This is a genomic window from Halobium salinum (assembly GCF_026586625.1).
Taxonomy (GTDB): Archaea; Halobacteriota; Halobacteria; order Halobacteriales; family Haloferacaceae; genus Halobium; species Halobium salinum.
Window position 1 is genome coordinate 328,165 of record NZ_JAODIW010000005.1, and the last position, 26,191, is coordinate 354,355.

Here is a 26,191-nt window from a genome sequence, read left to right on the forward strand (position 1 = left end):
AAGTAGGAGTCGTGAGAGCGTCTCGGTTGCGATTCGCGTCAGACACCCTCCCCCCCCTCAGACCGAGTGAAAACGGTGAGAAGGGGGGGAGAGAGAAACGGACGACACACCCCTCAAACCGAGTGTAAAACCCGAATTCTACTCGCTCTCACGGCCGCTACTAACCGATTTGCTCTATAGTCGATGTGAAGGGCTATCCCATATAATATATACTTTACTATACAGGATAATAACATATTATAATAGTGGATAGGAACCAGTTGAGGGTATTCTAACCGGGTATGAGATATCACGTCAACAAACGTGAGGTTGGTTTAAATAAAATCAGTCGAGCGGGCTCCGCCACCCCCCACCCGTTCGTCCGTTTACACTCGGTATGAGGGGGGTGTGTGTTATTTTCAACTCGTCGTCTTCCTCTCCTCCTGTTCCACCCACCGACCAGTCATCGTTTACACTCGGTCCGAGGGGTGGGCGTGTAGGGACGAGTCCGGAGGTAGTTCTCCCCCCAACCGGTCACACCCCTCGGACCGAGTGTAAACACGGTAGTCGGTCACACCCTCGAATTCACTCGGTGTGAGGGGGGTTCCCCTCACCGACTGTTCCCGACGAGGGTTCGGACAGCGTGGTTTCTCCCGTCCGACTACTGCTCCCCAAGCTGACCGGCCGCGCGGTCCGCCGACTGTCTGCCGTACTATCCGGCTGTCTCGACTGATGAGTCGCCAGAGCCGTGGGGAGCAGGTATTACCGTCCAGAAGCCATCTACCGAGCATGAGCTCCCCTCGACAGTCCGGTCGTCGGCGACCCCACGGGCGACTACGGAGCCGTACTCGGTCTCCGGACGCGGACGCAGACCAGGACGCGGACCAGGACGAAGACGTGGACGTGGGGCCCACGCGGCGGTCGTTCCTCCGGCGCGGTTCGGCAGTCGCGACGCTCGGGAGTCTCGTCGGTTTGACAGGGTGCTCGCAGTCGGTCGCTCCCTCGGCTGACGCTGGTGACGGGGCCGCCGAGTCGTCGGAGACGAACGATTCGACGACCGGGTCGTCTCCGGCCACCGATGAGACGGCCGACGATGGGGGTACCGACGCTGGCCCGTCCGTCCCCGAGTCCGTGGCTCTCGAGCCGCTGGTGACCGGATTCCAGGCTCCGGTCGCCGTCGTGTTTCCACCCGACACATCTCCCGACTCTCCCGACCGCGCGTACGTCGTCGACCAGTCCGGGGTCGTCTCCCTGTACGAGTCCGGCGAACTCCGAGACGGACCGTTCCTCGACCTCCGGGACAGTCTCGAGTTCGGTGGCGAGAAGGGATTACTTGGGTTCGCGCTCCACCCCAACTTCGCGGGGAATCGCCGGTTGTTCGTCCGCTACAGCGCCCCTCGACGGGAGGGAACACCGTCCGCCTACAGCCACACGTTCGTTCTCGCGGAGTTCCAGGCGGCCGCCGACGGGCGTACCGTCCGGCGGGACTCCGAGCGGACGCTCCTCGAGATTCCGGAGCCACAGCGTAACCACAACGCGGGCGACGTCGCGTTCGGTCCCGACGGCTACCTCTACGTCGCGGTCGGCGACGGCGGGGGCGGGAACGACCGAGGTCGGGGCCACGTCGACGACTGGTACGACCCCGTCCCGGGGGGGAACGGACAGGACGTGACGGAGAACCTCCTCGGAAGCATCCTCCGCATCGACGTGGACTCGCGCTCGGACGGGAAGCCGTACGGAATTCCCGAGGACAACCCGCTCGTCGGCACCGACGGACTGGACGAACACTACGCCTGGGGGTTCCGGAACCCGTGGCGGATGTCCTTCGACGGCGAGGACCTCTACGTCGGGGACGTCGGTCAGGGCTGGTTCGAGGAGGTCGACCTGGTCCGGGCGGGGGGGAACTACGGGTGGAACGTCAAGGAGGGAACCCACTGCCTTCGTCGCGAGTCTTGTCCGGACCGGACGCCCGACTCGGTGCGCGGGGGGGAGCCCCTCCTCGACCCGGTGGTGGAGTATCCCCACTCCGGCGGCGAGGTGAGCGGCATCTCGGTCATCGGCGGGTACGTCTACCGGGGGTCCGCGGTACCGGGTCTCCGCGGACGGTACGTCTTCGCGGACCTGAACGCGAACGGTCGGCTGTTCGTCGCGACGCCTCCGGATGTCGGCACGGGCACTGACGGGAGGGACGGCACCGAGGGAGGGTTGTGGCCGGTCCGCGCCCTCGACGTCCAGGGTGGCGAGCGCACGCTCGAGCGGGTTCTCTCGTTCGGGCGCGACCCGCGAGGCGAACTGTACGTGCTCGGGGGCGGAAGCGGCGAAAGCGGAGTCTACCGGGTCGTCGCCGGCGAGTGAGTCAGCCATGAACGCAGGTCCCCCTCGGTAAGCGGACGGTAGTTCGCGTGACCGATACAGCCGCGGCCGGTCCGACCTACGTAGCGGTCACGACCAGCACGATTCGTGGCTCGGCCGCGACCGACACCACCCGTGGTCCGACCGCGACCGTAGTCCGGTTGTGACCGATACGGCCCGCAGTTCGGTCGCGTCGACCTTCGCCGACCCCCGGTCCGTCTCCGGTTTTGCGCACTCCGCCTCCGGGAGTAACGATACCAATCATTAATTATAGTCCGTCTCAAGGGTGCGGTATGGTCGACAATGACACGGAGGAGAACCGGAACCACTGCCGCAGTCGGTCCGGCCGTCGGGCGTTCCTCGCGGCGGCCGGCGCAGCGGGGGTCACCGGACTGAGTGGCTGTCTCGGTTCCATCGGCGGTGGCGGCGGTGGGAACACCGTCACCTACGGGCTGCTGAACCCGATGTCGGGGGCGTACAGCAGTCTCGGTCCGAACCAGCGCCGCGGCGCCGAACTCGCCGTCGAACACATCAACGACAGCGACGCGTTCGACACGCAGGTCGAGACGGTGACGGGGGACACCCAGACGGACTCGACGGCGGCGGTCCAGGAGGCAGAGCGGCTCGTCAACAGGAACGGGGCGACGTACCTCTTCGGGGCGATATCCAGCTCCGTCGCGCTCGCGCTCAACGAGTTCGCGGCGGAGCAGGAGATCGTCTACAACCCGGGCGGGGCCGCCGTCCCCATCACCGGGGAGGCCTGCAACGAGTTCGTCTTTCGCACCGAGACCAACACCGCACAGATTGCGGAGGCGGTGTCCGCGTACACGGCGAACAACCTCGGCACGAGGGTCTGGTTCCACATCGCCGACTACGCTTACGGGGAGTCAGTGCTGAATCGCGTGCGGAGCCGGATGCAGGACGCAAACGGGAACGTCGAGGTGGTCGGCACCTCCCGCTCCCAGCTCGGCGCCAGCAACTACGACTCCTTCATCAGCGAGATCGCCAACTCCGACGCCGAGGTGGCGGTGCTCGGGATGACCGGCGGCGACCTCATCAACTTCGTGAGCCAGGCGGACGGACAGGGGTTGAAAGACCAGGTGAACATCATGAGTCCGACGATGACGTTCCAGACCGTCCGGGGAGCGCTCGGCGACGCGGCGGTCGGCACGTACGGCGGGGTGCGCTACCTGCCGAAGCTGACCACCGGCGACAACCAGCAGTTCGTCGAGGCGTACCGGAGCCAGCACGACGAGGACCCGGACAACTTCGCCCGAGTCGGCTACGAGTCGCTCCGGATGACCGTCCGCGGGGTCGACGCGGCCGGGTCGGCCGAGCCGACGGACGTCGTCGAACAGCTGCCGGGCATGGAGATGGACACCATCTTCGGCCCGAACCGGTTCCGAGACTGCGACCACCAGGCGACGAACCCGACGTGGATGGGCGAGGTCGTCGAGGGGAACGGCAACCTCCCGGGCGTCGAGACCCTCCAGAAGGTCGAGGGGACGGACGCCCTGCCGCCCTGCTCGGAGCTGGGCTGCGACCTCGGATAGATGGCGGCCGCAGGCGCCCTGTTCGACCAGGTGTTGAACGGGCTGACCATCGGGATGGTGTACGTCCTGTTAGCGGCGGGACTCTCCATCGTCTTCGGCGTGATGGACGTCATCAACTTCGCCCACGGCGAGTTCTTCGCGCTCGGGGCGTACTTCGCGCTCTCTGTCGCCATCGCGACCGGCCCCGGCGGGTTCTGGGTGGCGCTGCTCGTCGCGCCGCTGCTCGTCGCGGTCGTCGGCGCGGGCGTCGAGCGATTCACCGTCCGGCCGCTGTACGGGCGGAACCCACTGTATCACATCCTGCTCACCTTCGGGCTCGTCCTCGTCATCAAGGACGTCGTCGAACTCGTCTGGGGGCCACAGCCCTACCAGTTCGCGAAGCCGCCGGTCCTCCGCGGGACGGTCGAGATACTGGGGTACGGCTACTCGGTGTACAGCTACTTCGTCGTCGGCGTCGGCCTGCTCATCGCCGTCGGGACGTGGCTCGCGCTCACGCGGACGAAGTACGGCCTCATCATCCGCGCGGGGTCGATGGACCGCGGGATGGTCCGGAACCTCGGCATCGACGTGGACCGCTACTACACGCTGGTGTTCGCCTTCGGCGCGCTGCTGGCGGCGGTCGGCGGCGTCGTCATCGCCGGCCGACAGAGCGTCAGCCCGGGGATGGGCGACTCGGTCATCATCCCGGCGTTCATCATCGTCGTCCTCGGCGGACTCGGGAGCTTCCGTGGGGCCGTCGTCGGTGGACTCGCCGTCGGCGTCGTCCAGACGCTCGTCCGGAGCTACGTCCCCGTCCTGGAGGGGCTCGTCGTCTTCCTCCTGATGATCGTCGTCCTGCTCGTCCGACCGCAGGGGCTGTTCGGCAACCCCGAGTGGGCCGGCGCCGACGAGGGAGGTGACCTGCTGACGGTGAGCGGCGGCGGCGTCTTCGACTCGACCCTGCGGCGACGCGCCGGCGCGGCGCTCGTCGCGGCGTTCGCCGTCGTTCCCCTCTTGGTCGGACTCCCCTCGTACTACGTCAACACGCTCGCCGTCTCCATCTTCGTCTGGGCGCTGTTCGCACTGAGCCTCGACCTCGTGATGGGGTACGCGGGACTGGTCTCGCTCGGACACGTCCTCTTCTACGGCGTCGGGGCGTACGCGACGGTGCTCGTCGTCGTCAACCTCGTTCCGTCGTTGTGGGTCGCGCTCGCGGTCGCCATCGCCGTCTGCACCGCCGTCGCGTGGGTCGTCGGCCACCTCTCCATCCGCGTCTCGGGGGTGTACTTCTCGATGATCACGCTCGCGTTCGCGGAGCTGTTCCACAGCGCCGTCTACAAGTTCGGGTGGACTGGCGGCTCGGACGGCATCTTCGGCGGGTTCGACCCCACGTACGGTCTGGTCGGCGGCCCCGCGGTCCGGAGCATCGAACTGGTCGGCGACGTAGAGCTGTTTTACTACGTCGCGCTCGCGGCCGCGGTGGGTGGCTACCTGCTCGCCCGGCGACTTATCCGGGCACCGTTCGGGAGCGTGCTCCAGGCCATCCGGGAGAGCGAGGACCGGACGGCGTTCGTCGGCTACGACGTCACCGCCTACAAGCGCCGGGCGTTCGTCGTCAGCGGCGGGCTGGCGGGACTCGCCGGCGGGCTGTCGGCGACGCTCACCGGCGGCGTCGCACCCGAGTTTCTCGCCTGGATTCTCTCGGGGGAGGTCATCGTGATGACCATCCTCGGCGGCATGGGGACCCTGTACGGCCCGATGCTCGGCGCCGGCGTCTACCTCGTGGTCAAGGACGTGCTCCTGAGCCTGACAAACGCCGGCAGCCCGCTGCTCGTCGCGCTCGGCGAGTTCTGGCAGGGCGCCCTCGGCCTCCTCTTCGTGGCGTTCGTCATCTTCGTCCCCGAGGGGCTCGTCTCGTTGCCGGAGACGGTCGCGAGTCGAATCGACCGCCGCTCCGGCGGCGGCGAGACCATCGCGGAGGACGCGGAGGTGAGCGACTGATGTCGACAGACGACGAACGTACGACGGACGCATCGACGACGAATAGTACGGCGACCGATAGTACGACGGACGCGTCGACGGCCGATAGTACGACGGACGCATCGACGACGAATAGTACGACCGACGTACCGACGGCCGATAGCGGCACCCCGGACGGGAGACCCGACCTCGGCGGCGACCCCGTCCTCCGGACCGAGGGACTGACCCGGCGGTTCGGCGAACTCGTCGCCGTCGACGATGTCGACCTCGCGGTCGACCGCGGGGAGTTCCGGAGCGTCATCGGACCCAACGGCGCCGGCAAGACCACGCTGTTCAACCTGATTTCGGGGGCGCTCTCGCCTTCCGAGGGTCGCGTCGTCCTCGACGGCGAGGACGTCACGGCGCTCTCGCCCCACGAGCGGGTCCGGCGCGGCATCGGACGTTCCTTCCAGATAACGAACGTCTTCGGCGGGCTCTCCGTCGAGGAGAACGTCCGCATCGCGGCGCGTTCGACGGTCGAGACCGACCTCTCCGCGTGGGAGCGCTACCTTCGGTCGACCGACGCCTTCGACGAGGTGAACGAGCGGGCGGCGGCGACGCTCGAACGGGTCGGCCTCGCCGACCGGGCAGAGGAGCGCGCGGGGGCGCTCTCCTACGGCGACCGACGCCGGCTCGAACTCGGACTGGTGCTCGCGACCGACCCGCAGGTCGTCCTCCTCGACGAGCCGACCGCGGGGATGAGCCGCGAGGTGACGCAGTCGACCATCGACCTCATCGACGAGGTGCTCGCCGACCGCACGCTCCTGCTCATCGAACACGACATCGACCTCGTGATGCGGGTCTCCGACCGCATCACCGTGCTCGACCGGGGTTCCGAACTCGTCACCGGCACGCCGGACGCCGTCGCCGCCGACCCGGAGGTCCGGAAGGCCTATCTCGGAGGTGTCGCCGATGAGTGACGACGACCCGCCCTCTGACGCCGCCCGACCCGCCGACCGCGCGTCAGCCGACGTCGACCCGCTGCTCCGACTGGAGAACCTCCGAGCCGGCTACGGCGAGACACGCGTGCTCGACGGGGTCGACATGACGGTCCCGCGCGGCGAAATCGTCGCCCTCGTCGGACGCAACGGGGTCGGCAAGACGACCACGCTCCGGAGCATCATGGGCGAGGTACGGCCGACCGACGGTCGGGTGACGTACGCCGGCGAGGACGTGACGACCCTCGGCCCGGTCGAGACGGTACGACGGGGAATCGGGTTCGTCCCGGAGGAGCGGCGGGTGTTCCCCGGGCTCACCGTCGAGGAGAACCTCACCGTCGGGAGCTACGGCGGCGGCGACGCCGCCAACCGGCGCTCCATCGAGGACGTGTTCGACGCCTTCGAGAACCTCGACCGCCGTCGGGACAGCCGCGGGACCGACCTCTCCGGCGGCGAACAGCAGATGCTCGCCGTCGGTCGGGCGCTGGTCGCCGGCGCCGACCTCCTCCTGCTCGACGAGCCGACGGAGGGGCTCGCGCCGCTCATCGTCGAGCGCGTCGCCGACATCGTCCGCGAGGCCAACGCGGACGGCGTCACCGTCCTCCTCGTCGAGCAGAACGTCGCGGCCGCGCTCGACCTGGCCGACCGCGTCTACGTCCTCGACGGCGGACGCATCGTCTACGAGGGGACGCCCGAGGAGCTCCGCGCCGACGAGTCGGTGATGGACCGCTACCTGGGTGTAGGGGTCTAACCGCCGGACCCGGGTGCGGTCACCGCCGTCCGAACCTATTTATCGGTCGGCGCGCCGTATTCACGCATGGTCTATAATGATATAGAAACCGCCCCACGGGAGGCGCTTCGCGACCTCCAGGACGAGCGGCTCCGGGACGCCGTCTCGCGCGCCTACGAGAACGTCCCCTTCTACCGGGAACGGCTCGACGAGGCCGGCGTCGCCCCCGAGGACGTCGGGAGCGTCGACGACGTGACGAAGCTCCCGTTCACGACGAAGGGCGACTTCCGCGAGGAGTATCCGGACGGGCTGTTCGCCGTCGACTGGGACGACGTCTCCCGTATCCACGCCTCCTCGGGGACGACGGGGAAGCCCAAGGTCGTCGCCTACACCGACGCCGACCTCGGGGTGTGGCGCGAGGTGATGGCCCGGTCGCTGTACGCCGCCGGGGTGCGCGACGACCACGTCGTCCAGAACGCCTACGGGTACGGTCTCTTCACCGGCGGACTGGGCTTCCACGACGGCGTCGAGGAGTTGGGTGCCTGCGTCATCCCCGTCGGCGGCGGTAACACGAGCAGGCAAATCGACCTGCTTCAGGACCTCCGGAGCGACGTGCTCTCCGCGACGCCGTCGTACTGTCTCTACCTCGCCGAGCGCGCCGAGGAGCGCGGCGTCGATATCCGCGACCTCCCGCTGTCGCGGGTCGTCATCGGCGCCGAGCCGTTCACCGACCCGATGCGTGAGGAGATAGAGGCGGCCCTCGGCGTGACCGCCGTCGACGTGTACGGTCTCTCAGAAATCATCGGCCCGGGTGTCTCCATCGAGTGCGCCGAGGCACAGGACGGACTGCACGTCTGGGAGGACCACTTCCTCCCCGAGGTGGTCGACCCCGAGACCGGCGAGCCAGTGCCCGAGGGCGAGGAGGGTGAACTCGTCCTGACGACGCTGACGAAGGAGGCCCTCCCCGTGCTCCGCTACCGGACCGGCGACATGACCTCCCTGACCTACGACACCTGTGACTGCGGCCGCACCGCGGTCCGCATGGACAACGTCACCGGCCGGGCCGACGACCTGCTCATCGTCCGCGGGGTGAACGTCTACCCGAGCCAGATAGAGGCGGTGATGCTCGACCTCGACGCCGTCGCTCCTCACTACCGAATCGACCTGCGCCGGGAGAATCAACTCGACCGCATGGAAATCACCGTCGAACACCACGAGTCGTACGACGGCACCCCCGAGGAGCTCCGGGCGGAGGTCGCCGACCGGCTGGCGGACGTGCTCGACGTGTCGCCGGACTCGCTCGACGTCGTCGACCCCGGCGCCCTCGAGCGCACGGAGGTCGGGAAGGTGAAGCGGGTGTACGACCACCGGTAGCGACCGCCGCACGCGAGCCCGAAACCGGCCACCTACGGCCCTACGGCCGATACACTCGGCCGCGGAACGTCGCCACGCGCCTCTCCTCACCTCGCCCCTCCCCGTCTCCGTTTCCGCTCTCGGGTCGTCTCTCGTTGTCGCCCTCGAGTCGTCCCCCCTCCTCGCCGTCACCCGCTCCGGCGGACTCTTCGCCGACCACGACCTCGTACTCGGCGGTCCGTCTGGTCCGGTGTGTCTCCCGCGCGCGAGCGACGAGCGTCCCGTCCACGTCGGCCGCCGCGAGGTAGGAGACGTTCGTCTCCAGGGCGACCGCCGGCTCGCCGTGGCTGTTCGACGCGGCCGCGAAGGCGGCGTCCGCGAGCGAGTAGACCGCGCCGCCGTGGGGCGTCCCGTGGAAGTTCGTCAGCCCCTCGTCGAGGTCGAGCGCGGTCGTCGCCCGGCCGGGGCCGAGCGACCGCAGTTCGATTCCCAGGCGGGCGCAGAACGGGTCGCCGGCGATGCGCTCTACCGTCTCCGGGCCGACGCCCTCGGTTTCGAGGTCCGTCGCGGCGACGCCCGACTCCGAGTCGGGGCCCGAACCGGTGGCGCTTCCCAACCGCTCGCCGCCGACGTAGGCGTGCTCGGGACCGCCCCGCTCGTCGGCGTACCCCTCGTGGTACTCCATCAGTTGGAAGAGGGCTCCGGTGGGGTTCCGTGGCGAGACGAACGCCTCGGTCCACCCCTCGTGCTCCGCGTAGTCGACCGTCTCGAACCCTGCGTCCGCCACCGCCGTCACGGCCGCGTCGATATCGTCCGTCTCCAGCGTGACGTGGTGGAGGCCCGGGCCGTTCGACGCGAGGAAGGCCGCGATGGGGCCGTCGGCGCCGCCTTCGCCCTCCTCGACCGGCGCGACGAGTTCGAGTCGCGACGCGCTCCCGGCTTCGAACTCGTAGGTCGCCCAGACGAACGACCCGCCGGGGCCGACCTCCCGGTGGGTCCGCTCACAACCGAGCGCGAGTAGAACCGGCTCCGCCTCGGCGACCGACTGGACGGCGACGCCGACGTGGTCCAGCCGGAGCGTGGGTGTCGATGACATGCACCGAGGTCGCCCGCCCCACGTTAAGTTCTTCCCCCGGGTCTCAGTCGACTATAGCCGACTGGGGGGAACGGAGAGTGCGAAGAGGCGGAAGCCGCGGGGAGCGCGGAGAAGCTGAAGACTGCGAGGTACGGAGGCCGCAGATGCCACGGCGAGTGCGGAGTACGGGCGGCCGAGAACTGCTCGTGCCGACCGGACGAAACGTGACCGACTACTGAACCGTCACTCGCCGGTCGCGGAGGCCGGTGCCGGCGAGACCACCGACGACGTAGAGCCGCGTCCGTCGTCCTCGCCGAGACTCCCGGCGTTCACGAAGAGCAAGCTGGTCACGCCGACCCGCATCAGGAGGTCGATGTAGAGGTTGAGCGAGGTGTTCAGGAACTCGGTCAGTACCCCGGAGAGCGCGAGCATCGCGTAGACGATGAGCGTCGCGAACAGGAACAATACGAGGTTTCGACATTTCCAGTGGACGAGCCGGCGCTTCGCGGGCTGGTTCCGTGCCGCTCGCCAGATGGGTCCGGCGAAGATGCCGCTGATGACGAACCAGCCGACGACCACGACCCCGGCGGCCGCGAGCGCGCCGGTTCCTCCTACGATACCCGCATAAGGGAGTTCGAACGCGAGTCGCTGGGCGGCGACGATTCCGGACACGGCCACGATCCACCGCTTCGAGGGGCCGGCCAGCACCGCTGCGAGTCCGTACATCCCCGCGTACGTGGCCGTGTCGTCGAGCAGGTTCGGCGCGTCCACGACACCCCCCGCGACGGGAATCATCCCGGCGCCGGTCGACATCATGGTGTACGCGACGGCTGACAGGCCGACCAGCCCGGTGGCGAGCGCACAGAGTCGCCTCCCGTCCCCCTCCAGTCGACGGAGCCACGCGACGAACGCGACGAACAGGACGCCGTACACGACCGCGGCCCCGAAGTAGAGGTCCGTCGACGGAATCATCGCTCTCCTCCGTCGGTCGCGACGGCGCCGGCCACGGGCGCGTCACCGGAATCGGACGCGTCGCCCGAACCCGACGTGTCACCCGAATCTGCCGCGCGTGCCGAGTCGGGCACGCCGGCCGACGCAGGGCCGTCCGCCCCGGCGGACGTATCGACCCCGGTGCGGCCCGACCGAACCCCGTCGGCGACGGTGAACTCGTTCAGTTCGCCCTGCAGTTCCTCGGTTGCTACGGTGAGTCGTTCGGCACGGTCTCGCATCTCGCTCAGCGTCCGGGCGTTCGCCTCCGCGGCGTCCGCGATGTCCCGCCCGCGTTCGGCGACACGTCGCGCGCTCTCTCTGACCTCGTCGACGGTCGCGGTCACCTCCTCCGTGCGGGCGGCGGCGTCCTCAGTCGCCCGTGCGACCTCACCGACCGACCGCTCGACGTCCGCGGCGGACTCGTCCAACCGTTCGAACGTCTCGCCGCTCGTGGTCGCGGCCTCGATGCTCACGTCGATCTCCGACTCGGCCGTACGCATCTCTTCGATGACGGCGTCCAACTCCGAGCGGGTCCGCTCGACGACCGAAGCGATGCCGTCGGACTGCTGTTGGGTCTCCTCCGCGAGGCTCTTCACCTCGTCGGCGACGACGGTGAACCCGTCCCCGTCCGCGCCGGCGCGTGCGGCCTCGATGTTCGCGTTGAGCGCGAGGAGATTCGTCTGCTCGGATATCTCCTCGATGGTGGCGGTCGACTCGGCCACGTCGCTCATGCTAGCGTCGAGCGCGTCGACCATGTCCGCGAGCGTGCCGATGGCGACCTCCAGGTCCTCTATCGCGTCGACGGTCTCCGCCGCCCGCGACGTGCCACCGTCGCTCAGCTCCGCCGCGTGGCTCGCCTGGTCTGCGACCCCGTCCGACGTGGAGGCTATCTCCTCGATGGCCGCCGACAACTGTGCGGCCTCGTCGGTGACGGAGTCGAGCTCGTCCGCCTGTTCGACGATGGACTCGGCGTGCGTCCGGAGGTCGGTCGCGAACTGTCGCTGTTCGTGCTCGATGGCCGTCGCGTCCTCCCGGACGGACGTGGCGACCTCGTCGACTCTGTCGGCGAACGCCCGGATTCCGACGACGGTGCCGGAGAGGTCGGTCGTCATCTCCTCGTAGGCGCGACCGATGGCGTCGATGGCCCGGACGTCCGTGTCCGTCGGTGCGGACCGGTCGAGGCGGCCGTCGGAGACGTGCTCCATCAACTCGGCGATACAAGTCGCGTGGTCGAGCAGCTCCTCGTTGAACGCCTCGGCGTCCGCTCGTGCCGCCTCCGCCTCGGCGCGCGCGTCGTCGGACGCCTCGAAGGCCGTCCGGAGCGCGTCGCGCATCTCGGTGAAGGCGGTCGCGAGTTCGCCGAACTCGTCGGTACGGTCCGACTCGACCGCCGCGTCGTCGAGCTCTCCAGCCTGCATCCGCGTCGCGGCGGCGATGAGGCGGTTCAGTTCGAGGCCGACGTTCCCGCCCACGACGACCCCGACGAGCCCGACGTTGATGACAACGACGAGCGACAGCGCGACGACCCCACCGACACCCGCCTCGGCCGTTCGGCTCGCGTGCAGCGCGTATACGCCGGCGAAGCCGAGCGTTACGGCCGCCGTGGCGACCAGCGCCCCGGCGATTCGACGGGTGTATCTCGCCCCGACGTACGACAGTATGCTCATCGAATGTCAACTGAATATCTTTTGTAGATAAACGTACCGGGATGATATTCACGGCTGATAATCCGAGTGTTTCGGCCCTCCGCGAGGGCCCGCTTTCCGAACCGTTATGTCCCGCAGTCCCCGGCCACCGACGTGGACCTCTCCATCGTCGACCTCTCGCCGGTTCCGGACGGCGGCACCGCGACCGACGCCTACGCGAACACCGTCGAAGCCGCCAAGCAGGCCGAACGACTCGGTTACTCCCGCTTCTGGGTGGCCGAGCACCACGGCATGGCCGACACCCTCGCGGGGACGACTCCCGAGGTGCTCCTCGGCCACCTCGCCGCCGAGACCGACTCCATCCGCCTCGGCTCGGGAGCGGTGTTGCTCAACCACTACGCCCCGTTCAAGGTCGCCGAGGCGTTCGGCGCGCTCGACGGGCTCGCGCCCGGCCGAATCGACGCCGGCCTCGGTCGGGCCAACGGCTCGCCCGCGTCCGACCAGGCGCTGGGGACGGACCGCCACACCCGAAATCCCGACGAGGACCACGCGGAGAAGGTCGAGGCGGTCGTCTCGCACCTCTACGACGAGTACCCCGACGACCACGCCTACGGTGACCTGTCTGTCCCGCGCTCGGGCGCGGCGCCGCCGGTTCCGTGGCTGCTCGGGTCCAGTCCGTCCAGCGCGGCGCTCGCGGCCGACCTCGGGCTGCGGTACTGCTTCGCGGCGTTCATCCGCCCCGGGTTCGCCGCGCACTCCTTCGAGACGTACCGCGAGGAGTTCGACGCGTCGGGGAGCCCCGCCGGCGTCGACGAACCGGAGGGGATGGTCGCGGTGAACGCGGTGTGTGCGGAGACCGACGAGGCGGCGGCCCGCCAGCGGGCGGTGGCCGAGGCCTCCTACAAGCGAATGCAACGGGGCGTGGTGGGCACTACGCCCTCCGTCGAGGAGGCGATTGACGAACTCGGCGACGTTCCGGAGCCGACGCCCGCCACGCTCGACGCCGACGAGTGGCCGCGGGCTATTTCGGGGAGCCCCGAGACGCTCACCGGCCTGCTCGAACAGCTCGCCGACCGGGTCGGCGTCGACGAGGTGATGATTCAGCACGTCGTCGGCGACCACGAGGATGCGCTCCGGTCCCACGAGCTACTGGCCGAGGGCGTCGGTCTCACGGCCCGGTGACGACGTCGACGTCGAGGTGGTGATGGCGTCGGCCTCATACACCTCGGTGACGGCGTCGACGTCGGCAGGCTACCCCCCTCGGACCGTCGACCGGCCGCTCACGTCCACCACTCGCTCGTGGGGTCGGCGTCGGTGCGGAACGGCTCCGGGAGCTCCGAGTCGCGGTCGGCTCCGAGGAGCCGCCCCAACCAGTAGCCCGTGTGGTACCCCGCCCGGTCTACACCGAGGTTCCGGAGTTCGATGGTCGCGCCGGTGCGGTACTCGATGGCACCGTCCCCGTCGGGGTCGGTGCCGACAGTCGAGGAGCGGGAGGCGGCCTCGCCGCCGTCGTCGACGTACCGGACGACGACGTCGGCCTGCTCCGGGTCGTCGACGAGCGTGAACGAGACGTTCGACGGGAACCCCGCCGGCCCGTCCTCGTAGTAGGCGAGGGCGTGTCCGACCTGCCGACGGAACGTCTCCCGGTCGGCCGCCGAGACGTTCGAGTCGTCCACGTAGACGGTGAAGGCCGACGTCTTCCAGGGGTAGTCGCGGTCGACGGCGTCGGGCTGGGGAAGGGTGTACGCGACGCGCGAGGCGCGCATGAACACCGGCTCGTCGTCGTGGGTGAGCCCTCGAACGTGACCGAGTTCGTGCTTCACCGCCTCGACGGTTGTCTCGTCGTCGTATCCGGCCTCGATGCGGAGCGTCACCGGCTGGGGCGCCCGGCTGTCGGCGTCGAGTCTGGGTGCACAGCCGAGGAGGTTCTCCCCCTCGTCGCGCCCACAGGACTCTACCTGGTCGACGAACCGGACCTCGATGTCGGGGTCGGTCGCGTCCGGATCGAGCTGGTACCGTGCGTCGTAGGCGCCGTAGGCTTGCCCGTTGGTGTTCCAGAACTCGACTGCCGTCCGGACGAGCGCCACGTAGTCCCGGTCGGTCGACGTCGCGTCGACGACCCCGACGGTCAGCACCTGCCGGCCCCAGGGGTTGTCGGCGTCGACGGACGCGCTCCCGGCGGGCGTCCCCGTTCCCGCGGACGCCGTCTCGCTCGTCGGCCCGCTCGTGCCCGCGGTCATTTCGGTGCTGGAAGCGTCCGTACCGGAGTCGGCTCCCGGTCCACCGGTCGCCGTCTCGACCGTCGACTCGGCCGCGGGCTCGGCGGTCGCTCTCCGGTCGGTGGTCACGTCGGCGCTGGTCGCCTGGGCCGTCGTCGCGTCGTCCGCTCCGTCGTCACCCTCGGGGAGCGCCCCCCCGCCGGCTCCGCCACAGCCGGCGAGCACGACCAGCACGACGAGCAGGGGGACGCCCAGACGATTCATGTTGTGGGGTTGTCGTCCCGATACTAAATCTCTCTGCCCGACAGAACGGTCGGGTCGCGACGCCGTCGGTCGATGGATACTGCCCTCGGAACGCTCGGCCCGGCCGTTCCGTCTCGACCTCCGGTCCTCGAAGTGGAGTCGACGATGACGTCTGCCACCTGTCCGACGGACTCTCGCGCCGGTCGGTCGACTCGGTGTGTCAGTGTCGTACGGACCGGTGGTGCCGGCCGCCGACGCCGAGACTGAAACCGGTGCTTGTCCCTCCGTGTCACTTTTCCTGAAGGAGGCGAATCGGAGGGCATGAACCGACGACGGTTTCTCGCGAGCGGGGCGGCGCTGGCGGTCGCCGCGGCCGGGGGGTGTACCGGGTGTGCCCGCTCCCCGAGCGCCTCGCTCTCGATGGACCCCGTCACCGACGCGGCAGTCGTCGAGCGGGTGACGAGCGACCTCGCCGAGGAAGGGAACGGGGACCGATACACCCTGATTCGCGATACGGTCGCGAACGGGTCGGCGACGGTCGAGCGGACGGAGCCGCCCCTTCCCGAGGGTGTGCCGTTCGTTTACGCCGGCGCGGTGTACGAACTCGCCCACGAGGTCGTCTCGTCGACGCCGTCGACGAGCTTTCAGATTACGTTGAACCCCGCCGACGGCGACCCCGACCCCGCCGAGGTCGTCCGATTCGAGGCGCTCCCGGCCGTCGACCGTCGGAAGTTCGAGGCGCGGGGGTGGGACGGCGAGTTCCTCGGATTCGGCACGACGATGCTGTACCTCGACGACGAGATTCCGGCGTCGGCGCTCGTCCCCGACCCCGAGCGACCGATAATCGAGTGGGACTCGGAGACCCGCGGTCGGTTCACCGTCGACGGGTCGTACGACCGGCCGCTGCACACGTACCGGTACACGGCCGAACTGCTGTACGAATCCGCCGCCGACCTCGGCGAGACGCTACGAGAGCGGTACGCGTTCACGCTCTCGGGGCTGGAAAACGGGGAGCGCGAAATCGTCGAGACGGCGATATCGGACGAGGGTGGCTACACCGCTCCGCCCGACGAGGCGGTGCCCGAGGCGATGTCCCGACTCGCGGCCCGGTTCCGCGAGCACGAGCAGGTGCCGCGGCTCTCGGAGCTGCGCGACGGGGAGGTCGACGACGAGCCGACCGAGCGGGACGCTGACGCACAGTCCGCCTCGGGGACGTATCTCGTCCGCTATCGGGGGCAGGTGTACTATACCTCGCTCTTCGTGCGGGAGTCGACGACGACGGCGTCGTAGCCGTCGGCGACCTCGGACCCGCCCGGGAATCGAAGTCCTCCGGGAACCGCCTCGCTACGGCCCGTCGCCGTCGTGTCGGCGAGGCTCGTAGCCGGCGTGACAGGCGAGGAAGTCTTGGAGACCCTCGGTCAGGCCCGCGCTGGGACGTCCTCGAACGGCACGACGTTTTCGAACTGACCGTCGGCACCGTCGAGAACGAGGGCGAGGACGAAGCCGACGCGACCGTCGGCCCCCTCCCACACCCGGTCGCCTATCCTGTAGAGAGCGTGACCACCTCACGTCGACTGCGCCGAACTGAGCACCCGGCTTCCGTGTCTGTCGCCGCCGTTCGCCTACCACCTCTCGGGCGTCGCCGTCCGCTCGACCACGTGGACCGCCCGACACTCCTCCCTGATTATCTTCGTTGATAATCCAGTCACAACTAATATAGGAAATACTGAATTTCTGTTATCGTATGGTTTCACGACGAGGGTATCTGTCCAGGGCTGCGGTCTCGACGGTCGCCGGGTACGGGTTACTCTCAAACGGGGCGACGCTTGGTCGGGCGGAGACGACCGGGAGTACGGGTACGGAGCCGACGACCTACGAGTACGAACCGCCGGCGCTCCTCGGGCACGCCCGGCCGCTCGGCGGGGGCGACGGGTACGAGGCCGTGGCCGGCACGGCGTACGACGGGCCGATGGGGACGCTCACCGCCGGCCCGACGGTCCGGCGGACGGACGCGACGGTCGTCGTCGAGTCGCCCGGGGAGCTGATGGACGCTGCGGACGCCGCCGGGCCGGGGGACGTCATCTGGCTCGCCGAGACGACGTTCGACTTCACGCACACCGACCTCGGTTACGACGAGGCGGTCGAACTCGGGACGGACGTGACGCTCGCGTCCGGACGCGGGGTCTCGGGGAACGGGGCCGTGCTGTACACCGCACAGGAGAAACAGCCGCTCGTCCGCGTCGTCGGCGACGGCGCTCGCATCACCGGCGTCCGGTTCGAGACGCCGTGGACCCACTACGTCACGAAGTCCGATTGGGAGACGCTCATCACGGCGACCTCCGTCGGGGTCGAGGCGGACGACGTCGAAATCGACAACTGCGTGCTCCGCGGGGCGCTCCACGCCGGTATCGAGGTCGGTCGGCACGCGACCGACGACGACTACCCGACGAACCTCCACGTCCACCACAACGAGTTCGTCGACAACGCCTGTTACTGGCTCGGCTACGGGGTCGTCGTGTTCCAGGGGGAGCCGTACATCCACCACAACTACTTCGACCACAACCGCCACGCTATCGCGGGCGACGGAAAGACCGGCTGTTCGTACCACGCCGAGCACAACCTCGTCGGCGAGCACGCCGTCCACCACCGGTTCGACATGCACGACCACTCGGAGATCACGGGCGACCCGGCCGACGCCGGCGCCGGGACCCGTCTCACCGTCCGGAACAACACGTTCCTGCACGGGACGGACGTGCGCAAGTCGAACACCAAACGTGGAGCGGTCGGCATCCGCGGTGTCCCCCGCGACGCCGGCGCCATCGAGCGGAACCTGCTCGCGTACCCGACGTGGTCCGACCGGGAGCGCTTCGACAACGAGATGGGCACGGCCTTCTGGATTCGGAGCCCCGTCGAGGACGTGAACAGCTTCGCCGAAGCCGGCATCGCGAAGACCGAGAACCGCCTCGGCGAGGCGCTCCCGGACCGGGTCGGCGTCGACGGCGAGGCGCTCCTCCCGGTCAGCGAGATGGCCGTCGTCGGGACGGGGAACTCGACCGACTACCACCTCTCGGTGTCGGGTGCGCTCTCGCCGAGCGACAACCTCGAGGACGCGAGCGGCGAAGACTGGGCCGGCCGCGCGTCCGCCAGCGGGAACGTGAAGTGGATGTCCGACAACTACCGGTTCACCGGCGACCTCCAGACGTTCGACGTCGTCTCGGGGGACTCGAGTATCGACATTTGGGTCGACGGCGAGAGATACGCCCCGAGTGACTTCTCGTCTCCCTTCTCAACGGAGTCGACCGGACTCCCCTCGGAGCTGTCTGTCATCGGTCCCGGCGACCGCACCGACTACCGCCTGCAGGTCTCGGGCGCCATCCGCGGGACGGACAACGTCGAGGCCGCCGAAGGTGACGGGGCGTTCGAGAAGGTCGCGGAGGGGTCGGTGAACTGGTACTCGGACAACTACGAGTTCTCCGGGTTCCTCACGGACGTCGAAGTGCTCTCGGGGGCGCCAGAGCTGACGCTGTGGGTCGACGGCCGGAAGCTCACCTCGGCGGACTTCTGAGGCCGAGACGCTCTCACACAGCGCTCACCCTCCGCGAATCGGTCGCTTCAGACAGAACACGTACCTCGACCCCTCGACCCACTCCTCGACCGACCCACGAAGATACGTCCCGACGAGTAGACGAACCGGTCGTCGTAGGCGATGGCGTGTCTCGGCCAGGGGTACGGCGACTCGAGACAGAACCCGAGGCCGACGCCCTCGTGTCCCCGTGCCCGGGCCCACGACGCCGCGACGAGCGCGTAGTCCTCGCAGTCGCCGCGGCCCTCAGCGAGCGTCTCCCGCGGGCGCTTCGCGACGTCCCGGAACCCGTTCCAGGGGTCACTCACCCACTCGTACCCGCGACGCGACCACGTCCGGAAGTCGAACTCGGCCCAGAACTCGCCGTCGGCGACGTAGCGGTCCGGTGCGAGGAAGACGAACGGAGTCCAGCGAGGGACGCGGGTAGCGGCTGTGCGGAGGTGGTTGCGCATGCTGTACGGTACCACGCCTGAACGGTTAGCTACGGTGGCGCGCCGGTCGGCGGTTCGACCGTCGATAGGTCCGTTCCCGTGGTGACCGTCACCGGGTTCGGTCGACGGCCCGGCGAGCCGAGAGCCGGACGGTCTCAAGTCCGGGTTTACCGTCAGCGTACCAGACGACCAGCCCGGCGAAGAAGAGCCCGAGTTGGACGGCGACGGCTCCGTCGAGGGAGAACTGCGCGAAGTGTGCCATGAAGCTCTTTTCCGTCTCGTACTCCGGCGTCGCAAGCACGGGCCACAGCAGGTAGCTGAGGTCGGCGAACTCCCTGGCGACGACGGCGGCGACGCCGTCGGTGAGTGAGTGGACGACGGTACCGACGCCGAACGCGACGCCGTACTCGCGTCGGCCGTACCGGTCGGTCACCAGAATCGCGAGCGCGACGAGCAGGGCCGCGGCGAACAGGGAGTGGGTGAGCGAGCGCCCGCTCGGGATGACCCCGAAGCTCCAGGCGAGCGGCTTGTCGACGAGGTCCGGGAACTGTGTGCCAATCGTCAGGAGTAGGGCCTCGGGGCCGGTGGACGAACGGCGGTACGCCGAGCGGCTGAACGCGGCGTAGAGGAGATAGCCGACGCCCCAGTGTCCGAACGGCCACATCGTTTCGACGAGCGGGACAGTCCCCGATGTAGCTTTCGGAACTGACACCGCTCCTAGGGGGATTGGGAGTGCGAGTGCCGACCGTTGCCACCTGTTGCTTGTACTCTTTCCTCATACGTGCTCTGCCAATATGGTTAATCTATGAATTAGATTCTTGACGATACCGTCGCCCGATGCAGAGCGCTGAATCTAATCGTGAGTACCTGCTGTCTGTGCCGCTGACAAACGATAGAATCATACACCTATACGTAGCTCCCACAACAGACCGAGCAATACGTCGATGGTCGAGATTTCTGATTCACTTCAGTGCCTGTTCAGCGCCTCTGTCTCCGAGCAAGACGACTCGTATCTGATCGAGATTCCACGCCAGGAAATCGAATCTGGAAATATCTCTCCGGACGAGTTGTATCGCATCGGGATACTCACTCACGAATCTGTGTCACAGTCGGCTAGGGAGAACCCAGAATCCTCGCAACGAGTAGGGTCACGGCAACAACAGGGACCCCCGGTTGACGAGGGGGATGTAATCGAGGTTGAAATCGAGACGCTCGGTGAACAAGGCGACGGTATCGCGAAGGTCGACCGTGGGTACGTCATCATCATCGACGGCGGGCAGCCGGGCGAAACCCTTGCCGTCGAGGTTCACACTGTCCGTGACAACGTTGCCTTCGCCGATATCGTCGCTGAGGAGTCGTAGGTTCCTGACCCCGACTGGATAGTGCCCTCGAGCGTTCGGACACTATCCCTCGAGATCGGCCGCAATACATTCTTCGAGCAGCCGAAGCCGAGAGTAATCAGTATTTGTGAGGTCGTAGCGGTTCGAGTTTGCCCGTTCGGTGTAGATGTCGATAATGCCCAACTTGACCAGACTGGTGAGCGCCTGTCCGTAGTTCCGCACGTCTGTGGTTGGTGACTGGACGGCGTCCCGAACCTGTCGCCCAGACGGATACGGACGTGAGCAAGACTCGACTCCCTCGAGAACTTCCTCGAGGCTCGATAGCAGCGCCCCGTACAATTTCGGATGTTGCTCACGCAAGCGTTGGAGTTCATCGTCCATTTGCTACGTCCCTATCCATTAGACAAATTCAAGTAATTAATACTAATAAATATTTTGACAGTGGCTGTAGTGAATCACGACGATTTTGCTCAGTAAGTGGACCTCATATGAATCGACCCCGTTCTATAGCAGTTAGCAAAAGTAATTACTCATATTTGGAACAGAGATTTTACTGAGTGCGTCATCGATCGCGGCGTTGAGTTCGTCCAGAGAATCGAAGAATCGATTGCTAAGAGCGTCTTTCAGTTCTCTCCAGCACTCTTCAACCGGGTTTAACTCGGGAGAATACGCTGGCAATCTCACGAGGGCAAGGTCGTTACGGGCCGTCAGGTCCGTGACGGACGACGCCCGGAAATACGGTGTGCCGTCGAGTACTACAATCACATCTTCTTGGAATTATTCATGAAATGCGAGTATGAAATGATTTGCGTGTTCGGTGGTCACGTACTCTTCGAATCGTGAAAAGAAGCGATCACCGTCTTCGGTGATCGTGCCGAGCAAACACGTCCAGTCACGTTGTCCAGAAAGTTCGACCGATGGCCGCGTGCCGCGCGGAAACCACGCGGCACGCGGCTCAAATTGCACGGGTTTCTTAGCTTGGCGATACAAACTACCGTGGCGTCCATCTCTTTTCGCTTTTTTTGAGTTCGTCGTGAAACCCGTCTCGATCTTCAGGCTCAGCTTCGGCGGCTGTTCGACGAGGCTTTTGATAGCTCAATCCCGCCTCTTTCATCAACCGCCGACAACTGGGGATTGAGTACTCAACGTCGAACGTTTCTTTGAGGAATCCGGCGAGAAGCGCCGGCGTCCACGCCGGCGCGTCGATTTCTGCTTCAGTTGGTTGCTGTTGAAGCGTTTGTTCCAATTGCTTCTGTTGCCTTTCGGTAAGCCTACGCGGTCTTCCCGACCGATAATCGTCCTGAACAGCCTGCTCAAGCGGCTCTGTTTCGAGCCGCTTGAGCCAGCTGTAGATCGTTCGTCTCTGGACCCCGTACCACTCAGCAAGTTCGGTTTGCGTGACTCCGTTTTTGTACGCAATTGCTGCGGTAAGCCGTTGTGTCGGCGTATTTCCTTCAACTTCGTTGAGCGCTCGCTGAAGTTCCTCGACAGAGATTTCGTCGAGATGGTCCATGAGTGACCACTAACGTCCGGGCAGAAAGTTCTAACGCCTACTGTAGCTCGTCAATCGGAGCAGTGCAGGAGAGGTGCGACGTAATCGGCAGCATCGGTCACTCTAGACCACTTACCTCGATAAACCTGCGAAGTCAAGTAACTAGACAGTGCCGGGGATACACAGCGATCAGCTACGCTATTCTCGATGTCGACTCGTATTTAAATTCTAAGAATATATATATATAAAATAGACACGTCTCGTCGACGTGGGACCAGTATCAGTCGGTAGAGGGACTCATCATCTCGCTCTCCTCGTCCCCTTCGCCCTCTCCGTCGTCTTCCGCCTTGGCCTCCTGTTCCCTGATGTACCAGTCTCTCTTCGCGTCGTCCGCACTGTTGTACGCTTCGTCGAGTTTGTCCACGGACGAGAGCGCGACGTGCTGGAGGTCGGCGTTGGTGAACACGGTGTCGGTGAGGTCGGTGGCCCCATTCGCCGTGTCGGTGAGGTCAACGAACCGGAGGTCCGCGTCCGTGAAGTCCGTTCCCGTTGCCTTGATGTCCTTCTGGAGTACGGTGGCTCTGAGGTTCGCGTGACGCAGCTGTCCGCCGGTAATTACCGCCTCTTTGAGGTCTGCCCCCTCGAAGTTCGCCTCGACGAGGTCGGCTCCGGCGAGGTCCGTCTGCGTGAGCGTGGCTCCCGTAAGGATCGTGTGTTGGAGGTTCGCGTCGGCCATCTTCGCCTCGGTGAGGTCTGCGTTCGAGAGGTTCGCCTCGGAGAGGTTCGCGTTCTCGCAGACCGCCTGCGAGAGGTCGACTCCGGCGAGGCGCGCGCCGAACAGGTCCGCGCCGGTGAGGTTGCTCCGCTTGAGCGTCGTCTCCTGTTTTTCCATCTCGAAGACGGCGTGCTGGAGCATCGCGTTCGTGAACGTCGCTTCGAGCAACGCAGCCCCACCGAGGTTCGCCCGCTGGAGCTTCGCGCCGGTGAAGTCACCGTAGTTGCTCTTCACCTGCGTCAGGGTTGCACCTCTGAGGTCGGCGTTCTTGAGGACGGCTTTCGACATCTTCGCTCCGTCGAGATCGGCGTTCCTGAGGGTGGCGTCAGTCAGCGTCGCCTTCGAGAGATCGACCTTGTACAGCACCGCGTGTGAGAGGTTCGCCCCGGTCAAATCGACACCAGAGAGGTCTGGATACGACCCCCGACTCGCAGTCACGTTCGAGAGATTCGCACCGTCGAGTTTCGCCTCGGAAAAGTTCACCTCCTCGTGGAACTTCGCACCCGAAAAGTCCGTCCCAGTACAGACCGCGTACTCAAGGTTCGTCTTCCTGAGCGTCGCCCCGGAGAGGTCAGCGTTCGTGAGCGTGGCCTGCGAGAGGTCCGCCCCGGTGAGGTCCGCTCGGGGCAGCGACGCGTCGGTGAAGTCCGCCTTCTGGAGGTTCTTGTTCGAGAGGTTGATCCCCTTCTTCTCCTCCCCCGTCTGGGGATCCCTCCCCCAGAGCGTCGTCTTGGTGAACTTCGCGGCGGCGAATGTCGCGTCGTTCGCCGCAGTCGTGTCCTCCTCTTTGCTTGCGGGCTCTTCCTCGTCCTCCAGCTCGGTCTGCTGACTGACGCTCGAACTCCCGTGTGTTGTGTCCTCCTCTTTGCTCGCGGGCTCTCGGAGGACAACGTCGAACACCCCTGCCTCGGAGAGGACCGCCTCGGAGAGGTTCGCTCCGACCAGGCTCGTATCGTGGACGAACCGTGCTTTGGTGAAGTTGGCGAAGCGAAGGTCCGCTCCACTGAGGTCGGCACCCGACAGGACCGCCTCTGGCAACTTCGCGTTCGCGAGGTTCGCCCCCTTGGTCAACTTCGTTCCCCACAGGTGGGCCTTGGCGAGCGAGGCACCCGAGAGGTCCGCACCGTCGAGGTACGTCCCCGAGAGCTTCGCCTCGTCGAGAGTCGCCCCGGTTAGGGTCGCCCCCGTGAGGACAGTCGTCCCTTCGGGGTAGGTGGTCGTCTCTTCCTCGTCTTCGTCCGTCTCGGCGCACTTCGCCTGTTCCTCCTTGAGGTCGTCAAGCGTCCCCTTCGAGAGAGCCATCCCCGAGAGGTCCGCGCTCGTGAGTGTGGCCTGCGAGAGGTCGGCAGATCTGAAGTCCGCCCCCGAGATGGTCGCTCCCACCATCGACGCCTCCCGCAGGTCGACGGGTGTCGTGTGCCCCCCCACATCAACACTCGTCGCCCCCGAAAGGTCGGCACCGTCGAGCTTTGCCTTCGAGAGGTTCGCGCCGCCGAGCTCAGCGTACGGGAGGCTCGCGTTCAAGAGGTCTGCCCCTGCGAGGTTCGCTCCCGACAGCTTCGCCATCGACGCGCGGACGTCCGTGAGTGCGAGCTTGTCGGTCAGTTCGTGCTCTCGGAGGTCCATCCCGTCGAGGACAACCGGTATCGGTTCCTTCCCCAGTTCCTCGGCCAGTTTGTTGTGCGGCTTTTTCGGTTTGCCACCTCCTGCCGGTGCGTGCCAGATGCAGCGGCCGCTCTCACCGCCGTCACCGCCCCACGGACTGCGCGTACACTCGACCCTGTCGCCCTTGTGGTCCCAGCAAGGTGTCCCCTTCGGCGGCACCTTGTACTCGGGGACTGTATTGTTTGTTCCGTCTCCGATGTTAAAGCCGTAGCCACACCGAGTGGTGTCTTCATTCTCTGCCATGGTTACTGAGCGCTCCGAATCTACTTATAATTATACTCTAGTGATATATTGATTCGAATATGAATTTCTCAAATATCAGTCTTTGAATCCGATACAACTTCACAATCAGGATGTTAGACGATTAATGAATGGCACAGGTTTATGGGTAGATAGGTTGAGTGGACTGCGTGAAGAGGGTGAACACCATGAGTACACAGTCCACAGACGACGAAGTCACGGACGCGACCACCAAATCGTCCGAGGCGTCCAACCCGAGATCATTCGAGCGGAACGAGTACTTCCACGGGAAGCTGATGACCGCCCGTGACATGCGCGTGGAGCAAGACTACCACCGGGACCGTCTCCACACGCTCTCACAACACGTTCTGGGGTCGGGACTCGTCTGTGGGCTTGAGACGGACGTCAGGATCGACACGACCGAGGGTCACGTCGAGGCGTGCGTCCACCCCGGACTCGCCATCGACCGCCAGGGACGACCGATCAATGTCCCCGACCAGCAGTGGACCGAAGCCAAATACGTCGGCGACGAGGACCACCGTACCGACGAACTGGAGCGAATCGCCGTCTATCTCACCTACAAGGAGTGTTTCACTGACACCGTCCCGGCCCCCGATGTCACGAACGTGTGCGAGGAGCGGTGCTGTTACAACCGCGTCATCGAGCAGTTCGACGTGACGTACACGGAGGTCGAACCGACCGAGCACAAGATGGTCCCGTCCATCACGTTCCCGACGCAGAGGGAGTTCGAAGCGTACGAGGAGAACGGAGCGGAGAACCACGCCAACCCGATGCTGTTCGAGATGGCGCGCGACTTCTACGACGACGACCACGCCCTCCGGTGCGAAGCGTACGGCGACTTCTCGCTTCTCCTCGGAATCTTCGAGCGGGATGAGGAGTCAAATGAGTACGTGTACTTCGAGGAGTGCACCAAGTCCAGCAGGTCCGACAAGCGCGACGAGTTCGACGAGTCCGACGCGGACAGACGACCGTTCGTCTATTCGAACGACATGCTGTATGCCGTCCTCGCGCGACACGCCACGAACTACGCGAACCCCCATGAGGTGTCGATCAACGAGGTGATTGGGGTCGACGGAAACATCACGCTTCGGTCGAAAGCAGAGACCATTACCGTAACACAGAATCCCCCCACAGACGAGAGTGAGGGCGAGGGCTGGGTCAACCTAGAAGTGAACCCCGGAAAAATAGACGAGCTACAGGAGCTGAAGGCGTGTGTCGGCGTGCTCGCCGAACTGCTGAAAATCCACTCGGAGGTCATCGCGAAGCTCATTCACGTTTGCGCGAAACCCGACACTCAAGCCCTGCAGACGAAGCAGACTGACACCATCGACGAGTTCAGAACGCTGATGACCGAGCTGAACAAACTGTGTGGCGCGTATATCCCGGAAGACGACGACATCCTCAGAGAGAAGTTCCAGTCGATCGGCCAGGAACAGTACTCGCACGAGTACCTCGCACAGCAGATGGTTCAGCCGGAGGGGGAGGAAGTCGAAGACGACGAGGGCGAGGACGACGACGAGAACTAGCGATTAGTCCGATATCTCGACTTTCCGCACTCACTCGTTTTG

General features: G+C 66.2%; 19 protein-coding genes and 2 pseudogenes. 11 read left to right on the forward strand and 10 right to left on the reverse strand.

Annotated features, from left to right (window positions below; all coding sequences use genetic code 11):
* Window positions 1-882 precede the first annotated feature (882 nt).
* The 6 genes from N5095_RS02970 (at window position 883) to paaK (ending at window position 8,924) form a co-directional block, all read left to right on the forward strand.
* Window positions 883-2,334 (forward strand): PQQ-dependent sugar dehydrogenase, encoded by a 1,452-nt coding sequence (locus N5095_RS02970; protein ID WP_390202547.1) that lies wholly within the window; start codon window positions 883-885, stop codon window positions 2,332-2,334.
* 290 nt (window positions 2,335-2,624) lie between these two features.
* Window positions 2,625-3,884 (forward strand): ABC transporter substrate-binding protein, encoded by a 1,260-nt coding sequence (locus tag N5095_RS02975; RefSeq protein WP_267620910.1) that lies wholly within the window; start codon window positions 2,625-2,627, stop codon window positions 3,882-3,884.
* A complete protein-coding gene (locus N5095_RS02980; RefSeq protein WP_267620912.1) occupies window positions 3,885-5,864 on the forward strand; it encodes an ABC transporter permease in 1,980 nt (659 codons plus the stop codon). It begins immediately after the preceding gene.
* On the forward strand, window positions 5,864-6,802 hold the full coding sequence (locus tag N5095_RS02985) for an ABC transporter ATP-binding protein (RefSeq protein WP_267620914.1): 939 nt from the start codon (window positions 5,864-5,866) through the stop codon (window positions 6,800-6,802). The genes N5095_RS02980 and N5095_RS02985 overlap by 1 nt, the downstream gene beginning before the upstream one ends.
* Window positions 6,795-7,571, forward strand: a complete 777-nt coding sequence (locus N5095_RS02990) for an ABC transporter ATP-binding protein (RefSeq protein ID WP_267620916.1) — start codon at window positions 6,795-6,797, stop codon at window positions 7,569-7,571. Before N5095_RS02985 ends, N5095_RS02990 begins: the two co-directional genes overlap by 8 nt.
* A 66-nt stretch (window positions 7,572-7,637) precedes the next feature.
* Window positions 7,638-8,924 carry a phenylacetate--CoA ligase PaaK gene (gene paaK, locus N5095_RS02995; RefSeq protein WP_267620918.1) on the forward strand — a complete coding sequence of 429 codons (1,287 nt, stop codon included), beginning with the start codon at window positions 7,638-7,640 and terminating at the stop codon, window positions 8,922-8,924.
* 40 nt (window positions 8,925-8,964) lie between these two features.
* On the opposite strand, the gene N5095_RS03000 is transcribed toward paaK, so the two are convergent.
* From N5095_RS03000 to N5095_RS03015, 4 genes and pseudogenes are all read right to left on the reverse strand, one after another.
* A complete protein-coding gene (locus N5095_RS03000; protein ID WP_390202549.1) occupies window positions 8,965-9,423 on the reverse strand; it encodes a PaaI family thioesterase in 459 nt (152 codons plus the stop codon).
* An 87-nt stretch (window positions 9,424-9,510) separates the two neighbouring features.
* Window positions 9,511-9,999, reverse strand: a pseudogene (locus N5095_RS03005) (VOC family protein); the annotation flags it as partial.
* A 222-nt stretch (window positions 10,000-10,221) separates the two neighbouring features.
* Window positions 10,222-10,950: a G protein-coupled receptor family protein gene (locus N5095_RS03010; protein WP_267620920.1), complete on the reverse strand. Its 729-nt coding sequence runs from the start codon at window positions 10,948-10,950 to the stop codon at window positions 10,222-10,224.
* On the reverse strand, window positions 10,947-12,635 hold the full coding sequence (locus N5095_RS03015) for a methyl-accepting chemotaxis protein (RefSeq protein ID WP_267620922.1): 1,689 nt from the start codon (window positions 12,633-12,635) through the stop codon (window positions 10,947-10,949). Before N5095_RS03015 ends, N5095_RS03010 begins: the two co-directional genes overlap by 4 nt.
* A gap of 132 nt (window positions 12,636-12,767) precedes the next feature.
* On the opposite strand from N5095_RS03015, the gene N5095_RS03020 reads away from it, so the two are divergent.
* Complete coding sequence (locus N5095_RS03020) at window positions 12,768-13,796, forward strand: LLM class flavin-dependent oxidoreductase (protein WP_267620924.1); 1,029 nt, start codon at window positions 12,768-12,770, stop codon at window positions 13,794-13,796.
* A gap of 98 nt (window positions 13,797-13,894) precedes the next feature.
* On the opposite strand, the gene N5095_RS03025 is transcribed toward N5095_RS03020, so the two are convergent.
* Window positions 13,895-15,097, reverse strand: a complete 1,203-nt coding sequence (locus N5095_RS03025) for a matrixin (protein ID WP_267620926.1) — start codon at window positions 15,095-15,097, stop codon at window positions 13,895-13,897.
* Between the two features lie 300 nt (window positions 15,098-15,397).
* Between N5095_RS03025 and N5095_RS03030 the strand changes: the two genes are divergently transcribed.
* On the forward strand, window positions 15,398-16,366 hold the full coding sequence (locus N5095_RS03030) for a hypothetical protein (RefSeq protein WP_267620928.1): 969 nt from the start codon (window positions 15,398-15,400) through the stop codon (window positions 16,364-16,366).
* A 454-nt stretch (window positions 16,367-16,820) separates the two neighbouring features.
* Complete coding sequence (locus tag N5095_RS03035) at window positions 16,821-18,641, forward strand: right-handed parallel beta-helix repeat-containing protein (RefSeq protein ID WP_267620930.1); 1,821 nt, start codon at window positions 16,821-16,823, stop codon at window positions 18,639-18,641.
* A 47-nt stretch (window positions 18,642-18,688) separates the two neighbouring features.
* Here the strand turns inward: N5095_RS03035 and N5095_RS03040 are convergent, their stop codons facing one another.
* Both N5095_RS03040 and N5095_RS03045 read right to left on the reverse strand, forming a co-directional pair.
* The gene (locus tag N5095_RS03040) at window positions 18,689-19,111 is read right to left on the reverse strand and encodes a hypothetical protein (RefSeq protein WP_267620932.1); all 423 of its coding nucleotides are present in this window, start codon (window positions 19,109-19,111) and stop codon (window positions 18,689-18,691) included.
* A gap of 88 nt (window positions 19,112-19,199) precedes the next feature.
* Window positions 19,200-19,754, reverse strand: coding sequence for a metal-dependent hydrolase (locus N5095_RS03045; protein ID WP_267620934.1), 555 nt, complete (start codon window positions 19,752-19,754; stop codon window positions 19,200-19,202).
* A 280-nt stretch (window positions 19,755-20,034) separates the two neighbouring features.
* Here N5095_RS03045 and N5095_RS03050 point away from each other — a divergent pair, with 280 nt between their 5' ends.
* On the forward strand, window positions 20,035-20,451 hold the full coding sequence (locus N5095_RS03050; protein WP_267620936.1) for a TRAM domain-containing protein: 417 nt from the start codon (window positions 20,035-20,037) through the stop codon (window positions 20,449-20,451).
* 42 nt (window positions 20,452-20,493) lie between these two features.
* Here N5095_RS03050 and N5095_RS03055 read toward each other — a convergent pair whose 3' ends face one another.
* From N5095_RS03055 to N5095_RS03065, 3 genes and pseudogenes are all read right to left on the reverse strand, one after another.
* Complete coding sequence (locus N5095_RS03055; RefSeq protein WP_267620939.1) at window positions 20,494-20,811, reverse strand: hypothetical protein; 318 nt, start codon at window positions 20,809-20,811, stop codon at window positions 20,494-20,496.
* 132 nt (window positions 20,812-20,943) lie between these two features.
* Window positions 20,944-21,943 (reverse strand): annotated as a pseudogene (locus N5095_RS03060) (IS630 family transposase).
* A 259-nt stretch (window positions 21,944-22,202) separates the two neighbouring features.
* Window positions 22,203-24,605 (reverse strand): pentapeptide repeat-containing protein, encoded by a 2,403-nt coding sequence (locus N5095_RS03065; RefSeq protein WP_267620941.1) that lies wholly within the window; start codon window positions 24,603-24,605, stop codon window positions 22,203-22,205.
* A gap of 167 nt (window positions 24,606-24,772) precedes the next feature.
* Between N5095_RS03065 and N5095_RS03070 the strand changes: the two genes are divergently transcribed.
* A complete protein-coding gene (locus N5095_RS03070; RefSeq protein WP_267620943.1) occupies window positions 24,773-26,149 on the forward strand; it encodes a hypothetical protein in 1,377 nt (458 codons plus the stop codon).
* Window positions 26,150-26,191 lie beyond the last annotated feature (42 nt).

Excerpts from the sequence above, each read along its gene's own strand:
- paaK (WP_267620918.1), top strand. The coding sequence starts at position 7,638 with ATGGTCTATAATGATATAGAAACCGCCCCACGGGAGGCGCTTCGCGAC.
- N5095_RS02980 (WP_267620912.1), top strand. The coding sequence starts at position 3,885 with ATGGCGGCCGCAGGCGCCCTGTTCGACCAGGTGTTGAACGGGCTGACC.
- N5095_RS03030 (WP_267620928.1), top strand. The coding sequence starts at position 15,398 with ATGAACCGACGACGGTTTCTCGCGAGCGGGGCGGCGCTGGCGGTCGCC.
- N5095_RS03010 (WP_267620920.1), bottom strand. The coding sequence starts at position 10,950 with ATGATTCCGTCGACGGACCTCTACTTCGGGGCCGCGGTCGTGTACGGC.
- N5095_RS03040 (WP_267620932.1), bottom strand. The coding sequence starts at position 19,111 with ATGCGCAACCACCTCCGCACAGCCGCTACCCGCGTCCCTCGCTGGACT.
- N5095_RS03065 (WP_267620941.1), bottom strand. The coding sequence starts at position 24,605 with ATGGCAGAGAATGAAGACACCACTCGGTGTGGCTACGGCTTTAACATC.
- N5095_RS03025 (WP_267620926.1), bottom strand. The coding sequence starts at position 15,097 with ATGAATCGTCTGGGCGTCCCCCTGCTCGTCGTGCTGGTCGTGCTCGCC.
- N5095_RS03045 (WP_267620934.1), bottom strand. The coding sequence starts at position 19,754 with ATGTGGCCGTTCGGACACTGGGGCGTCGGCTATCTCCTCTACGCCGCG.
- N5095_RS03035 (WP_267620930.1), top strand. The coding sequence starts at position 16,821 with ATGGTTTCACGACGAGGGTATCTGTCCAGGGCTGCGGTCTCGACGGTC.
- N5095_RS02975 (WP_267620910.1), top strand. The coding sequence starts at position 2,625 with ATGGTCGACAATGACACGGAGGAGAACCGGAACCACTGCCGCAGTCGG.
- N5095_RS02990 (WP_267620916.1), top strand. The coding sequence starts at position 6,795 with ATGAGTGACGACGACCCGCCCTCTGACGCCGCCCGACCCGCCGACCGC.
- N5095_RS03055 (WP_267620939.1), bottom strand. The coding sequence starts at position 20,811 with ATGGACGATGAACTCCAACGCTTGCGTGAGCAACATCCGAAATTGTAC.
- N5095_RS02985 (WP_267620914.1), top strand. The coding sequence starts at position 5,864 with ATGTCGACAGACGACGAACGTACGACGGACGCATCGACGACGAATAGT.
- N5095_RS03050 (WP_267620936.1), top strand. The coding sequence starts at position 20,035 with ATGGTCGAGATTTCTGATTCACTTCAGTGCCTGTTCAGCGCCTCTGTC.
- N5095_RS03015 (WP_267620922.1), bottom strand. The coding sequence starts at position 12,635 with ATGAGCATACTGTCGTACGTCGGGGCGAGATACACCCGTCGAATCGCC.